11 protein-coding genes are annotated in these 14,787 nt (G+C 40.1%); all 11 read left to right on the top strand.

The genetic code is table 11. The features are described 5' to 3' along the window. Positions 1–279: 279 nt before the first annotated feature. Positions 280–1,167: a glucose-1-phosphate thymidylyltransferase RfbA gene (gene rfbA / locus BT112_RS15085; RefSeq protein ID WP_072318221.1), complete on the top strand. Its 888-nt coding sequence runs from the start codon at positions 280–282 to the stop codon at positions 1,165–1,167. Positions 1,168–2,130: 963 nt separating this feature from the next. Beyond that, complete coding sequence (gene rfbC, locus BT112_RS15070) at positions 2,131–2,703, top strand: dTDP-4-dehydrorhamnose 3,5-epimerase (RefSeq protein ID WP_072318218.1); 573 nt, start codon at positions 2,131–2,133, stop codon at positions 2,701–2,703. Continuing rightward, a complete protein-coding gene (gene rfbD, locus BT112_RS15065) occupies positions 2,696–3,553 on the top strand; it encodes a dTDP-4-dehydrorhamnose reductase (protein ID WP_072318217.1) in 858 nt (285 codons plus the stop codon). The genes rfbC and rfbD overlap by 8 nt, the downstream gene beginning before the upstream one ends. 796 nt (positions 3,554–4,349) lie before the next feature. After that, on the top strand, positions 4,350–4,751 hold the full coding sequence (locus BT112_RS15055; RefSeq protein WP_072318215.1) for an endonuclease domain-containing protein: 402 nt from the start codon (positions 4,350–4,352) through the stop codon (positions 4,749–4,751). Between the two features lie 172 nt (positions 4,752–4,923). Beyond that, positions 4,924–5,961 (top strand): dTDP-glucose 4,6-dehydratase, encoded by a 1,038-nt coding sequence (gene rfbB / locus BT112_RS15050; protein ID WP_072318214.1) that lies wholly within the window; start codon positions 4,924–4,926, stop codon positions 5,959–5,961. 1,474 nt (positions 5,962–7,435) lie between these two features. Beyond that, a complete protein-coding gene (locus BT112_RS15045; RefSeq protein ID WP_072318268.1) occupies positions 7,436–8,854 on the top strand; it encodes a UDP-glucose 6-dehydrogenase in 1,419 nt (472 codons plus the stop codon). A gap of 158 nt (positions 8,855–9,012) precedes the next feature. Next, positions 9,013–10,404 carry a lipopolysaccharide biosynthesis protein gene (locus BT112_RS15040; RefSeq protein WP_139276234.1) on the top strand — a complete coding sequence of 464 codons (1,392 nt, stop codon included), beginning with the start codon at positions 9,013–9,015 and terminating at the stop codon, positions 10,402–10,404. Then, positions 10,401–11,393 (top strand): polysaccharide pyruvyl transferase family protein, encoded by a 993-nt coding sequence (locus BT112_RS15035; RefSeq protein ID WP_072318212.1) that lies wholly within the window; start codon positions 10,401–10,403, stop codon positions 11,391–11,393. Before BT112_RS15040 ends, BT112_RS15035 begins: the two co-directional genes overlap by 4 nt. Before the next feature lie 11 nt (positions 11,394–11,404). Continuing rightward, the gene (locus tag BT112_RS15030) at positions 11,405–12,613 is read left to right on the top strand and encodes a glycosyltransferase (protein ID WP_072318211.1); all 1,209 of its coding nucleotides are present in this window, start codon (positions 11,405–11,407) and stop codon (positions 12,611–12,613) included. A gap of 5 nt (positions 12,614–12,618) precedes the next feature. Next, positions 12,619–13,698, top strand: a complete 1,080-nt coding sequence (locus tag BT112_RS15025) for a polysaccharide pyruvyl transferase family protein (RefSeq protein ID WP_175545803.1) — start codon at positions 12,619–12,621, stop codon at positions 13,696–13,698. A gap of 10 nt (positions 13,699–13,708) precedes the next feature. Beyond that, complete coding sequence (locus BT112_RS15020; protein ID WP_072318209.1) at positions 13,709–14,749, top strand: EpsG family protein; 1,041 nt, start codon at positions 13,709–13,711, stop codon at positions 14,747–14,749. Positions 14,750–14,787 lie beyond the last annotated feature (38 nt).

The raw sequence follows: 14,787 nt of genomic DNA, 5'->3' as shown, positions 1-14,787 counted from the left end.
TGGCCACGGATACACGGATATGGTATTGTGTCACATTAAAGCCATAGAAGAGGCTGTGTGCCCCGGCTCCGCCGTGTTGTTCCTGTCGAGTTCCGGTTTCTTTTACTTTTTCCCCGTAACCTAACGTCCATATATAGCCAGAACAGAGGTGGCTGAGTGTCCCGGCTCCGCCGGTATGTACCGAAGCCACCACCTATTCCCAAAAAATTCACATGGGTTCATTATATATTTATACATTTATAGGATCAATGATGACGGTAAATAACAAAAAGGAATAGTATGAAGGGAATTGTCCTGGCCGGGGGTTCCGGTACCCGTTTATACCCGGTAACCAAAAGTGTCTCCAAGCAGTTGCTTGCTATTTATGATAAACCCATGATCTATTATCCCGTTTCCGTACTTATGCTGGCCGGGATAAGGGAAATACTGCTGATATCCACCCCCGAAGACCTCGGGAATTTCAAAAAACTGTTGGGCGACGGTTCCGAACTCGGCCTTGAGATACAGTATGCCGCACAACCCAGTCCGGACGGATTGGCACAGTCCTTTATTATAGGGCGCGATTTTATAGGCGACGATAACGTATGTCTCGTCCTCGGCGACAATATTTTTTACGGGCAGGGACTTACCGGGTTGTTACAGAAGTCCGTACGTCATGTCGAAGAAGAAGGTAAGGCTGTCGTATTCGGATATTATGTCCAGGACCCGGAACGTTACGGTGTTATCGACTTCGACAACCGGGGCCATGCCCTGAGTATTGAAGAAAAACCCCTGCACCCGCGTAGTAACTACGCTGTTACCGGGCTGTATTTCTATCCCAATTCCGTTATAGACATTGCGAGCCGGATACATCCCAGTGCCCGGGGCGAACTCGAAATTACCTCGGTAAACCAGGAATACCTGTCCCGCGACCAACTGAAAGTAGAACTCATGGGAAGAGGGTACGCCTGGCTCGACACCGGGACGCACCAGTCCATGATGGAAGCCTCCAACTTTATCCAGACCATAGAAAAACGGCAGGGCCTCAAAGTAGCCTGTCTCGAAGAAATAGCCTTTGACCGGAAATATATAAACAGTGAACAGTTACTCGCCTTGGCAGAACCCATGCATAAAAGTGCGTACGGACAGTATTTATTGCGAAAAGTGAATAGGAGTGGAGAACTGTAAAAATGCAGGGTTAAAAGTGTATTTGGTTTTAAGTTAACAGCAAATAAGTTCCTTCCGTAAACTGAGTACCGCTCTTTTAGTTGTGAGTTTTGGAGTGAGAGTTATTTGATTATTTAGGCAGTATGCTAGAAAAAGGCATATAAAAAAAGCTCCTCCCTTGTGATGAAGGCGTTGTGCTGAGCGAAGTCGAAGTAGAGGTACCCGAGCGCAGCTACGGGGTGAGGGTTTTGAAATCCCAAATCATAGGGATAACCGCAAACGTTAAGGCAAATACGCCAAAGTTCAGGCTTATCAAAACTCCCCGTCCCGCAAGCGGTCCACTCCTCTTCATCACAAGAGGGGAGCTCTGTTGAGTTATAACGGGGCAGCTGCAGAAGAAAAAAACAAAAGGCTCCTCCCTTTAGATAAAGGGAGGTACCCGAGCGTAGCGATGGGGGGAGGGTTTTGAAATCCCGGACCATAGGGATACTCCCAAACGTTAAGGCAAATACGCTAAAGTTCAGGCTTGTCAAAACTCCCCGTCCCATAAAGCGGTCTACCCCTCTTCTCCCGATCCCGATCCCGATACACATCGGGACCATCGGGACCATCGGTATGAAGAGGGGTGTTTAGTTGGATTTATTATTGGAAAGCAGCTGCCGGGAGAAACGAAATAAATAAAAACATATACATGCTTATTTCAGATAAAGAAAGCCGGGGGCTTTCAGAACAAGGGCAGTGACTTCTTACTAAGTAGTATTAAAATCGGATTTTGTCAAATACTAAAAAGAGGTGATCTTTGTGTATAGAAAAACACACGGGTGTAAAGGATAAAACAATCCCCGCTTTAACCATAATCAATTACAATACAGGACAAATAAACAATTCGTGTATCCGTGGCCCTGTAAAATATAAAAGACCCGAAGATATTAAAAAACACGAGGGGGGCCGGACACATAACCCGTTAAAGAATAAATAGAATATATGAACTTTACCCGAACCGAAATACCGGAGGTCATTATCTGCGAACCCGAAATACACGGAGACCACCGGGGGTATTTTATGGAAAGTTTCCGGAAGGACCGGCTTGAAGCCTTTACAGGATTACCACTGCATTTCTGCCAGGACAACGAATCCAGGTCCGCCCGGGGTGTGTTGCGCGGACTCCACTACCAGCTTCCCCCTTATGCCCAGACCAAACTGGTGCGTGTAGTCGAAGGCTGCGTATGGGATGTATCGCTCGATATCCGCATCGGGTCTCCTACCTTCGGGCAGTGGGTAGGCATAAAGCTTTCCGCGGAAAATAAGAAACAGCTATTCATTCCGCGGGGATTTGCGCACGGTTTTGTCGTACTCAGCGAGACTGCCGTTTTTTCCTATAAAACCGATGCCTACTATCATCCCGAAAACGAACGCGGGATACGTTTTGACGATCCCGAGCTACAGATCAACTGGAAACTACCCGAAACGGCACTGACCCTGTCCGCAAAAGACCGGAAGCAACCCCTTTTCAGGGAAGCCGAATATTTCGAACCGAAAACAGCGTTATATGAGTAAAATACTGGTCACCGGGGCTTCCGGGCAGGTAGGGAGGGCCCTTGCAGCATGGTCTGCGGGGTGTGAGGAAGATTTTATCCTGGTCTCGCGGGATACCCTGGACATTACCGATGCCGGACAGGTAGCCCGCTTCCTGGAAGAACACCCTGTAAAAGCCATTATCAACTGTGCCGCTTACACCGCTGTAGACGCCGCAGAAGACCACCCCGTAGAAGCCGAAAAGATCAACAGCCATGCCGTAGCCATCCTTGCCGAGGCCAGCAAAGCATACGGACTGAAGCTGGTACATATCTCTACCGACTATGTTTTTGACGGACAAAAGAACAGCCCCTACCTCGAAACAGACCCCGTAGCTCCTCTGGGCGTTTACGGTAGAACGAAATGGGAAGGGGAGGCAGCGATGCGGGCAATCAATCCGCCGCAGTCCGTAATTATTCGTACCTCCTGGGTATATGGTCTTCACGGGAACAATTTTGTAAAGACCATGCTGAAACTCGGCAAAGAACGGGATACGCTCCAGGTTGTAGACGACCAGGTAGGAACCCCCACGAATGCCGCCGACCTGGCCGCAGCAATTCTAAGGATAGTACCGCAATCAGATCACGACGGGGTAAGAACCTATCACTATACCAACGAAGGCGTATGCTCCTGGTACGATTTTGCAAAGGCGGTCATGGAATACGGTAAATTACCCTGCAAGGTCATCCCCGTTCCGTCTTCCGAATATCCGACCAAAGCAAAAAGGCCGAAATTTTCCGTGTTGAGCAAGCAGGCTTTTAAAAGGGACTTTAAAACAGATATCCCGTACTGGAGAGATAGTTTGAGGGAGTGTTTGGAAGGGGTGGGGTGAGCTTGAAATTCCGTTACCCCCGGCCCTAAAGGGAGCGGAATTTCGGAGAAGGTTTTGTATAGGGAAATGAGTGCAGCTAGTTGTAGAGATGTTGATTTCCCTCCGTCCCACCCTTTAGGGCTGGGGTCCAGGACGGAGGGGGCAGAGGATACGAGTTTGAAATTCCGTTACCCCGACCCTAAAGGGAGCGGAATTTCGGAGAAGTTTTTGTTGAGGGAAATGAGTGCAGCTAGTTGTAGAGATGTTGATTTCCCTCCGTCCCACCCTTTAGGGCTGGGGTCCAGGACGGAGGGGGCAGAGGATACGAGTTTGAAATTCCGTTACCCCGACCCTAAAGGGAGCGGAATTTTGGAGAAGTTTTTGTTGAGGGAAATGAGTGAAGTTAATATGTAGATATGTTGATACCCCTCCGTCCCACCCTTTAGGGCTGGGGGTCCGGGACGGAGGGGGCAGACGATATGAACTTGAAATTCCGTTACCCCGACCCTAAAGGGAGCGGAATTTCGGAGAAGGTTTTGTTGAGGGAAAGAGGCAAAATTAATAAATAGAGATACTGATTCCCCTCCGTCCTACCCTTTAGGGCTGGGGTCCAGGACGGAGGGGGCAGGATACGAGCTTGAAATTCCGTTACCCCCGGCCCTAAAGGGAGCGGAATTTCGGAGAAGGTTTTGTCTAGGGAAATGAGTGCAGCTAGTTGTAGAGATGTTGATTTCCCTCCGTCCCACCCTTTAGGGCTGGGGTCCAGGACGGAGGGCGCCCAGGTTACTATAAACAGATTTTATGGTTTAAACAGGAAATGAACAAAAAACACCCATATCACGATGAAAGCATGTGGAAAGGTGCCTTTGCTCAGATTTTTGCGAGAGCTAAAGTCTTAAGGGAGAGCATGACCGAAGCTGAAAAATTGCTATGGGAAGAATTAAAAGGAAATAAATTGGATGGATATAAGTTTCGGAGACAACACCCCATACATAAATTTATTGCCGATTTTTATTGTCACAAACTAAAGCTGGTTATTGAGTTGGATGGTGAATATCATAACAACCCGGAACAGAAGAAACTGGATTTGGAAAGGGAGGAGTTACTTACATTCCAGGAAATAAAAGTTATTAGATTTACAAACGATCAGGTTTTAAATAATATAGATACGGTAATGCTGGAGATTAGAGAAATGATATATAATCTTAATGCGGAATGAAGAAATAGAGAGTGTTTGAGGCGTGAAATTCCGTTACCCCGGCCCTAAAGAGAGCGGAATTTCGGAGAAAGTTTTTGTCATGGGAAATGAGTGAAGCCAATTATGGAGATATTGATTCCCTTCCATTTCTGAGGTCCGGGACGGAGGGCAAACAAAAAAATAAACAAGAGACATGTCTGAAAAAAAGAACATATTGGTTACCGGAGGATTGGGCTTTATAGGCTCCAATTTTATTCCCTATTTCCTGGGAAAGTACCCGGAATATCATATCGTCAACCTGGATATCGTTACTTATGCCGGGGAAGAACAGAACCTGGCGGAGCTGAAGGGGCATCCCCGTTACACCTTTATCAAAGGCGATGTATGTGACCGGGAATTACTGGAGACTCTTTTCCATCGTTTTGATATCAAGGGAGTCATCCATTTTGCCGCCGAATCTCATGTGGATAATTCCATCAGCAACCCGGCCGTGTTTATAGAAACCAATGTCAAAGGAACATTTACCCTGCTCGATGTGGCTTACAAATACTGGATGATGGCCCCGTTTTCCTGCAAAACCCCTTACGAAGGTTGTCGTTTTCACCATATTTCCACCGATGAGGTCTACGGAAGTCTCGGTGACACGGGGCTTTTTACCGAAGAGACCCCGTATGCCCCCAATTCACCCTACTCGGCCAGTAAAGCGTCTTCCGATATGATTGTACGGAGTTACCGCCACACTTACGGGATGAACACAGTGATTACCAATTGCTCCAATAATTATGGCCCGAAGCAGCACGATGAAAAACTGATACCTACCATTATTCGTAAAGCGCTGGCCGGGCAGCCTATACCTATTTACGGAGACGGTAAAAATATCCGGGACTGGTTGTATGTAGAAGATCACTGTAAGGGTATAGACCTGGCTTTTCACAACGGAGAACCGGGAGCAGTATATAATATAGGTGGTAAAAATGAAAAGGATAACAATGCGGTAGCCCGTACCATTTGCGATGTGCTCTATGAAGAATGCCCGTGCGAAACAGGCACGTACCGGGACCAGATCACTTATGTAGAAGACCGGGCCGGGCACGACATGAGGTATGCCATAGATGCCTCCAGAATAGAAAATAAACTGGGCTGGAAAGCCGAAGAGAATTTTGAAAGCGGTATCAGGAAGACGGTAGCGTGGTATGTAGAGAAGTACCGGGGGGAAAATTCCGGGGCGTAAGGGCTTGTTAAAACGACCCGTTTTTAAAGTATCTTACGGATGTTAGGGTTTATCGGTGGCGGAAACTACCGGGGTTTTTATTCCCCGGCAGGCCCGGATAGCCCCATGTAAGAGGTTATGTTAACACCGGACCAGGATGGGTTAGCGGCTAAAGCAACCTGTTTAGCGGCGGACTTGATTAAGTTCGCCGCTTTTGTGTTTGGGTACACGGCACAGGCCATTGGTTTGACCGCTTAACCAACTGGTTATGCGGTCCACCTAATCAGTTTAGCCGTCAAAGCAACCTGTTTGGCGGCTCAAGAGAATGGTTTAGCCGCTCAACCAACTTGTTATGCGGTCAACGTATTGGGTTAAGCGGTCCACCTAATCAGTTTAGCTGTCAAAGTAATCGGTTTAGCGGCTCAAGGAAATGGTTACGCTGCTCAACCAACTACTTCCGCGGTCAACGTATTGGGTTAAGCGGTCTACCTAATCAGTTTAGCCGTCAAAGTAACCGGTTTAGCGGCTCAAGGGAATGGTTACGCCGCTCAACCAACTGGTTACGCGGTTAACGTATTCGGTTAAGCGGTCCACCTAATCCGTTTAGCCGTCAAAGTAACCTGTTTAGCGGTTCAAGAGAATGGTTTAGCCGCTAACCCAACTACTTCCGGTGTCAAAGAGATTGCTTTAATGGCCGTTTTTCGGACTTTCAGCCGGGGATTCTTAACAGGCTTTCCGTATCCGGATATGCCTTGTACATGCTGCCAATCACAGTTTGTATATAGGATTTAAGAAATGTTCCAACCAAAATCAGGTATGTCACTGCCAGCCTTAGGTCCGTGCTCAGGGTGGGCTTTAGCTCCTTTGGTCGATGGTTCCTAAGCTTGCAGAAGGGCTCCTGGTAAAGATGATTATTTACTGTGGTTTATAAAAAGATCACAAATCGAAATCAATACGTCACTGCGAGTGAAACGTGGCAGTCTGGTGGCGGGTTTGCACTGCCACCCGGAGTTGCAGTCACCCTACATAAGATTACATCATCCTGGTGATAAGGGTCATTTTTATGCGGAACGCCCCTTGAGAAAATTGCTGGTCGCGTTCCTTTGAAAATGTCTGGCAGTCCTTGGTTTCCCGTAAAACTTCTGTTCACTTTTTAATAAATTGTAACGTCTTTATTAAATCTTATCGTAAAAGTAGGAGAATACGTAATTTTTTAGTACTGTAGCGTTGCGTTTTGTCACTTTAAGGCTCTCGCTATGATTTGCTCTTTTTGGGTAGGAACACGGAAGTTTTTCAAATTGTGTAATGCGGAATATAATTTATGCCTGAAATGCCCGTTGTAGGTACTGTGATTTTTTAATTGCTTTTGCCAAAGCATAATGGTACTTTTGGGGTTTTGAATATTATCTTAAAAAAGTTCAGGAAAAATCTGATCATAGAGATTTTCAAAAAGAGTGAAGAATACGATTATCAATATATCCACATAAGTTCAAAAATGAGTAAAAAAATAACCAAGATCTGTTGTATAGGAGCCGGTTATGTCGGAGGGCCTACCATGGCCGTCATAGCCCAGAAATGTCCGGATGTTAAAGTCACCGTTGTAGATATCAACGAGAAGAGAATAGCGGCCTGGAACGACGAGGACCTGGGTAAACTTCCGGTTTACGAACCGGGACTGGATAAGGTTGTCGAAGAGGCCCGCGGCAGAAATTTGTTTTTTTCTACCGAAGTGGATAAGGCTATTGATGAAGCGGAGATGATCTTTATTTCGGTAAATACACCGACCAAGACCTACGGAAAAGGAAAAGGAATGGCTGCAGACCTGAAGTTTATAGAGCTTTGTGCACGCCAGATCGCCAGAGTAGCTAAAGATGATAAAATTGTGGTAGAAAAATCTACCCTTCCGGTACGTACGGCACAGGCGCTGAAGAGCATCCTGCACAACACAGGGAGCTCGCCTGCCGGAAAGGAGGGCGGGGTACAGTTCGATATCCTCTCCAACCCGGAATTCCTTGCCGAAGGTACTGCGGTAGAAGATTTACATGCTCCTGACAGGGTGCTTATCGGTGGGGATAACCCCGAAGCCATACAGGCACTGGTAGACGTTTATGCCCATTGGGTGCCTGCAGCAAATATCCTCACCACCAATGTATGGTCGTCGGAGTTGTCCAAGCTTACCGCTAATGCTTTTTTGGCACAACGGGTATCGTCGATCAATGCGCTTTCGGAACTGTGTGAAAAGACTGGGGCCGATGTCAATGAAGTAGCACGGGCCATAGGAACGGACAGCCGTATCGGGCCAAAATTCCTGAAGGCTTCTGTAGGTTTCGGAGGGTCTTGTTTCCAGAAAGATATTCTCAACCTGGTGTATATCGCCAAGTCGTACGGTCTGCATGAAGTGGCGGACTACTGGGAACAGGTCATCCTGATGAACGATCACCAGAAGAGAAGGTTTGCCGATAATATAGTGACCACCCTGTACAATACGGTATCCGGTAAAAAGATCGCTTTCCTGGGCTGGGCCTTTAAAAAGGACACCAACGATACCCGGGAGTCCGCGGCTATCCATGTGGCGGACTACTTGTTGAATGAACAGGCGGAGATCGTGGTATACGATCCCAAGGTTACAGAAGAACAGATCTATGCAGACCTCGACTATTTAAATACCCGCGATGAAAAAGAAAACAGGAAGCTGGTTACCGTGGTGAATGATCCTTATAAGGCCACTGATGAAGCACATGCTATTGCAGTATTGACGGAATGGGATGAATTCAGGGCCTATGACTGGCAGAGGATATATGATTTGATGCTGAAACCTTCGTTTGTGTTTGATGGAAGGGCAGTGTTGGATAGAGAAAAATTGAAAAACTTTGGTTTTGAGATTTATATCATTGGTGTGGGAAGCTGTGGATGAGTAATGTGGAAATGACAAGACCATTTTTAGAGATAGTATCTAGTGTTAAGATTATTTTTTGCTTTTACTTGTGATTTTCTTCCTTCAGGAAAATAGTGAGTTAGTGTAGAAACAAGATTTTAAGTAATTAAATTTATAGCTGTAATATTTATTAAGAATTGAAGAAAGAAGTAAGTTTATCTAAACTCACGGGAATTTATATGATAGGGAATTTTTCGTCTAGAATAATTTCTTTCGTGTTGGTATTTTTTATGACCTATTTTCTAACTAAAAAAGAAATGGGTGAGTATGATTTAATATTAACCACAATATCTTTAATTGTACCATGTGTTAGTTTACAATTTGATTCATCTTTATTAAGATGGTTGTTAGACAAAAATGAAAAAAATAGGAAAAAAGAGATATTTAAAAATGTCTTTTTTGTTATTGGGGTTAATATAATTATCTATTCAATTTTTTATTTTATAATTTCTTATTATGTGAATTTTAATTATAAGCTTCATATTTATATACTTTCTTTATTTATGATACTTTATCCTCTAGTACAACAGGGGACAAGGGGGGAAGGGAGAAATAAATTGTATGCTTTTAGTAGTGTTTTTTATTCATTTTTATTTGTTGGATTTACCATTAGCTTCTTGTATTTATTCAACCTAAAAGTAGAAGGGATCTTAATGGGAAATATCTTAGCCATTTCCATTATTATTATTTTCCTTTTTATAAAAAATAATTGGATTGATTATATTGGTTTAAAGGGGTATGATAAGTATTTAATTAAGGATATGATTAAATATTCTTTACCTCTTTTACCTAATACTTTAAGTTGGTGGTTAATAGGTTCCGCAACGAGATACGTCATATTATTATATTTAGGTGTTGATGATAATGGTGTTTTTGCGATATCCTATAAGTATCCCACTATTATATTGATGCTTTCGAATGTTTTTACATTGGCATGGCAAGAAAAAGCAATTATAACATCGGAGAATAGTGGGTCAATGGATGTGTTCAGTAGTGTGTTAAAAAAATATATTAAGCTATTATTGGGAGCACTTATTGTTCTGACTTGCATGTCTAAATTTTTAATGGGATTTGTCGATGCTAATTTTTTTGAAGCGTGGAAGTATATACCAATTTTGCTATATGCAGTTTTTCTTAAGGCCATATCAGCTTTTTATGGGGTTGGGTACTTAACTACAAAGAAGACAAGAGGTGTTTTTTATTCTTCCTTGATTGGAGGGATAATAACAATTGCTCTATCATTCATATTGACACCGCTTATTGGCTTATATGGTGTGAGTATTTCTATTTTAGCCGGTTATTTTATCTTGTTAGTGCTAAGAATAAATGACATGAAAAAATTGATCAAGATTAACTTTCCTTATGATTGGTTTGTAATTTTAACTATTATTTACATATTGTTTAGCTTGACCAATTTGCTTCATAATACTTTCTTTTTTATGATTACAGTCTTTTGTTCTTTGATTTTATTTGCATATCTGAACTATAACCAATTATCAATTATTGTTAAAAAAATATTTAAAAAATGAAAGATGTTAAATATGCTGTTATGGGTTGCTCGAGAGAAATTACCAATGTTGGCGATTTTGTTCAATCGATAGCAGGTAAGCAATATCTACCAAAAGTAGATATGTATATGGATAGAGATTTAGACTTGAAAAAATATGAAGGAGAGAAAGTTAAAATGATAATGAATGGATGGTATATGCACCAACCAGAAAATTGGCCACCTTCTGACGATATTGATCCGTTGTTATTGTCTATGCATATAAATGCGTCAGTATATGATAGTATGACATCTTCGGAAAGTTTAGCATATTTTAAAAAGCACGAACCTATCGGTTGTCGAGATAAAGGGACTATGAAAATCTTAAATAAAAATGGTGTAGATGCGTATTTTTCTGGGTGTTTGACTTTGACCTTGGGAAAATCTTACAAAAGAGAAGAGAAAAATATTACAGATGAAGTGTTGTTTGTAGACCCATTATTTCACTACTGGTCATTAAAAACGATGTTATCCGATTTAAAGAAATTGGGAGCAAGGATTAAAAAGAGACGTTTTGCTGAGTTTTTGTTGAAGAAAAAGGTGCTTAGAGAGAATTTTACGACAGAAGTATTAGAAAAGGCCCAATATATAGATCAAACGATACCAAGGACCACAGTTGAAGATAATTTTAGAATTGCTGATGAATATCTAAAAAGATTATGTAATGCAAAGTTGGTGGTTACTTCTAGAATTCATTGTGCTTTACCTTGTTTAGCGATGGGAACACCGGTTGTGTTTTTAAATGGTGGCTTTGGAGGAAATAATAATCGATTTAATAGTAGGTTCGAAGGGTTAATCGACTTTTTTAATCGTATAGATATTGATGATAATACCAATGTAATCAGTCGTAATTTTGACTTAAAAGGTAAAATTGGACTAGATAATTTGCCAACAAACAAAACCCTGCACATTCCTTATGCAAAGGATTTAGTTGAAAAATGTGAACAATTCGTAACGAACTTTCAAAACTAAATTCTTATTTCATGAGTCAAAAACTTATTCTTTTGACAAAAAGGTTTCCTTATTTTAAAACGGAAGCTTTTTTGGAAGCGGAAATAAAAATACTGGCAAATGCTTTTGAAGAAGTAGTAATTGTTCCGGCAGAAATTAGCCAGGAAAGAAGGCAGCTTCCGGATAATGTTAAGGTGAATAATGATTTTTCTGTTTATTATAAAGATAAAAGAAAAAGAGTTTTACAAACCTTTTTCACGAAGATGTTTTGGAAATCTCTTGTAGATAATAAGAGTCAATTACGACAACCTGAGGATATATTTTTGCTTTTTAAATTTGTTTCTTTTGCTACCACTTATATGAATTTTTTCAAAAAGAATACATTGTTGAATGAAGATGTGGCGATTGTTTATTCGTATTGGTTTAATGCTGCTCCATATGCAATGATTAAAATTAGAGAGGGGTATGATAAAACGTATAAAGTAGTATCAAGGGCTCATAGATATGATATATACGAAGGAATTTCATCTACTCCTAGATTTTGGCCATACCGAAAAAATATATTAGAAAGCATTGACTGTGTTTTTTCCATTTCTGAAAATGGAAAAACATATATCGAAGATAAATATGAAGTTTACAATAAAATAAAGGTTGCAAAATTAGGAGTTTTCGATCGGGGTAATATTTCTCCCGATACAGATGATGATGTAGTGAGTATTGTTTCTGTTTCCCGTGTTGATCCAATGAAACGCGTTGGGTTAATTGCGGAATCAATTACTAAGTATGCGTCAAAATATACTCATAAAAAAATAGTTTGGACACATTTTGGGGATGGGAGAGAATTACCGGAAATTAAAAGGGCCATTCCTGAATTAAGTAATTTAAAGACTAATTTAAACGGAGCGGTACCAAATAGCCAGATTTATTCTTTTTATAAGGGTACTCCAGTTTCAATATTTATGAATCTCAGTAGTTCAGAAGGAATACCGGTTTCTATTATGGAAGCACAATCATTTGGAATTCCGGTAATTGCTACCAATGTTGGAGGCAGCGGAGAAATAGTCAATCGGGAAATAGGTATACTCTTACCATCCAACCCAACAATACAGGAAGTAGTTGAAGCTATTCATGAATTATTAGAAAGAAATCTCAGTAAAGGTAAAGTGAAAGAGGTATGGAAAAACAATTTTAATGCAGAAACAAATTATAATAAGTTTATAAGCGAATTAAAGACATTATGAACTTTATGAAAAAAAGAATAGCTTTCATAGTAGCCACGCAATATGATAATGTTGGGGATTTGTTAATAAATAAATGTCTGATAGATGAACTATCCAATTATGCAGATGTTTATTTAGACACAAAAAATGTCCCTGATTCTTTTAAAGAAAAATTATTGTTCGGTACTCAAAATGTTTTTGAGCTTGATGAGCTAACTCCTTATAGCTTTAAAGGAGTAGGAGTAGCTAACTTGTTTTTTTCCAGAACAGGAATTACACATGTTTTTAAAAGCCCTGGACCTTTCGGGAGCGGGGGAGACACAAAAAAATTTTTAAGAAATATATTAATTGGGCTTATTTTTTTTGCCTTTAGATTAAAATCTACAAAATCATTTTTGGTAGGCAATGATTTGTTGCATAAGCATAAACTGGATAAAATTGGAGCGAGATTTTTTTCAACAAGTACGGAAAAAATTTTATGTCGCAGTCATAACAATATTGAGGAGCTAAAGAGTTTGGGAATTAAAAATGTGAATTACATACCCGATATGTGTTTCGGGCTAAAAACCGAACCAATCCACAATTTGGAAAAGAAAAAAATAGGAATTTCTTTTAGGAACTTGAAAGATGAAAAATTACACGAATACATTGTTACATCGATAAATAATTTAATCACCTATTATAAAAATTCAGATGTAGAGATTGTTTTTTTTCATCAAGTTAAAAGCGATTTTATTTATACTAAGGAATTGTACGAAATATTTCAGAGTAACAAAAATATTTCATTTGAAGAAAGGTGTCTGGAATGGGAAGACTTGTCTTTTTATAATGATTTTAGGTTGGTGTTAAGTAATAGGCTACATGTGCTTTTATTAGGATTGGTATATGAAGCCATCCCTATTGGGGTGTTAAATTCGGATAGCAAGACAATGAAAATATTTAATATTTTTAAGGGAATCGGAATCGATAATTTACTTTATGAAAAACTGTCCGTTGAGGACATTGATAGGGTGTTCAGTACGGAACGAGATCTATTTAGTAAGATAAAACTGGTGCGTTCGGAACAAAAGAAACTGCTCAGCAAAAGGATTTCAGAATTGTTTTGACAGAATTAAAATGGAAGCTTATTTTTTTATATTGACAATTCTGCTTTTTCTTCTTGTTCTTAAGGTCAAGAATGTGATTTTAATAACTGCATTGTTGATTTTTATAGCGACTTTTAGGGACGTTTCTGTTGGTGTTGATACAATGAATTATTTCTATAATTATAAGTATCAAATCAAGGAGGGTACTTTTTTAAGTTATTTAATGAAAACGGAAATAGGGTGGATGCTTTTGAACTTATTTGTTAAAAAATATTTTGACAATTTCAATGTATTACTTTTTTTATCTTCCAGCCTAACTATAATTCCATTATCTTATACCTTTAAGAAAAACGCGTTTAATCCCGTATTGGCTTTTGTTCTTTATGTGTTGCTTTTTCATTATTTTTTTTCTTTCAGTATTATCAGACAAGCTATAGCCGGAGCTTTTTTTGTATTAAGTGTGTATTTTCTTGAAGAAAGGAAAAATATAAAATTTATACTTTCAATAGCAGTTGGTGCTTTGTTTCATTACTCGGTATTAGTATTACTACCATTAACACTTATTTTAAAACGAATAAACCTTTCTTATAAATGGTACTGTTTAATTTTAATAATTACCTATATATTTGGTTTTTCAGGTTTTTTTGATACTGCCCGAACTTATCTCGAATATCTTCCATTTGATAAATATGCACATTATGTAGATCACAAGATAGATGTGGAATTTAACAGGGTAACAAGTTATTTGTTTATATTACCTAAAACGATATTCTTTGTTTATACTTTTTACTACGTTAAAAAGTATAAATTAAATATTAGTGATTTACAAAAGAAACTGTTTTGGTTGGGTATGGTTGTTCTGAATTTGTTTTTATCAGTTCCTCAAATCTCAAGATTTGTTTGGTATTTATCCGTTTTTGAAGTGTTTATAATTGTTGGGATGATGCGTTCTTTACCAAGGAGTAAAAAACTTGAGGGAGGTGTTTTTTATATTATTTATTCCATAGCCTATTTTGTATATTATTTGTTGTCTAATAGGTTTGGAGTTGTACCATATGTTTTTAGTATATAAAATAATTTTCTTATGGAAAAGTATCGAATGCAATAATT

Origin of the sequence: Sinomicrobium oceani (assembly GCF_900119185.1) — a bacterium.
In the GTDB taxonomy this organism is placed as follows: domain Bacteria; phylum Bacteroidota; class Bacteroidia; order Flavobacteriales; family Flavobacteriaceae; genus Sinomicrobium; species Sinomicrobium oceani.
This window is presented reverse-complemented; position numbering and strand designations above follow the sequence as displayed.

Bases quoted from the DNA above. Each gene is read 5' to 3' on its own strand.
- rfbA (WP_072318221.1), top strand. From the start codon at position 280: ATGAAGGGAATTGTCCTGGCCGGGGGTTCCGGTACCCGTTTATACCCG.
- rfbC (WP_072318218.1), top strand. From the start codon at position 2,131: ATGAACTTTACCCGAACCGAAATACCGGAGGTCATTATCTGCGAACCC.
- rfbD (WP_072318217.1), top strand. From the start codon at position 2,696: ATGAGTAAAATACTGGTCACCGGGGCTTCCGGGCAGGTAGGGAGGGCC.
- BT112_RS15055 (WP_072318215.1), top strand. From the start codon at position 4,350: ATGAACAAAAAACACCCATATCACGATGAAAGCATGTGGAAAGGTGCC.
- rfbB (WP_072318214.1), top strand. From the start codon at position 4,924: ATGTCTGAAAAAAAGAACATATTGGTTACCGGAGGATTGGGCTTTATA.
- BT112_RS15045 (WP_072318268.1), top strand. From the start codon at position 7,436: ATGAGTAAAAAAATAACCAAGATCTGTTGTATAGGAGCCGGTTATGTC.
- BT112_RS15035 (WP_072318212.1), top strand. From the start codon at position 10,401: ATGAAAGATGTTAAATATGCTGTTATGGGTTGCTCGAGAGAAATTACC.
- BT112_RS15030 (WP_072318211.1), top strand. From the start codon at position 11,405: ATGAGTCAAAAACTTATTCTTTTGACAAAAAGGTTTCCTTATTTTAAA.
- BT112_RS15025 (WP_175545803.1), top strand. From the start codon at position 12,619: ATGAAAAAAAGAATAGCTTTCATAGTAGCCACGCAATATGATAATGTT.
- BT112_RS15020 (WP_072318209.1), top strand. From the start codon at position 13,709: ATGGAAGCTTATTTTTTTATATTGACAATTCTGCTTTTTCTTCTTGTT.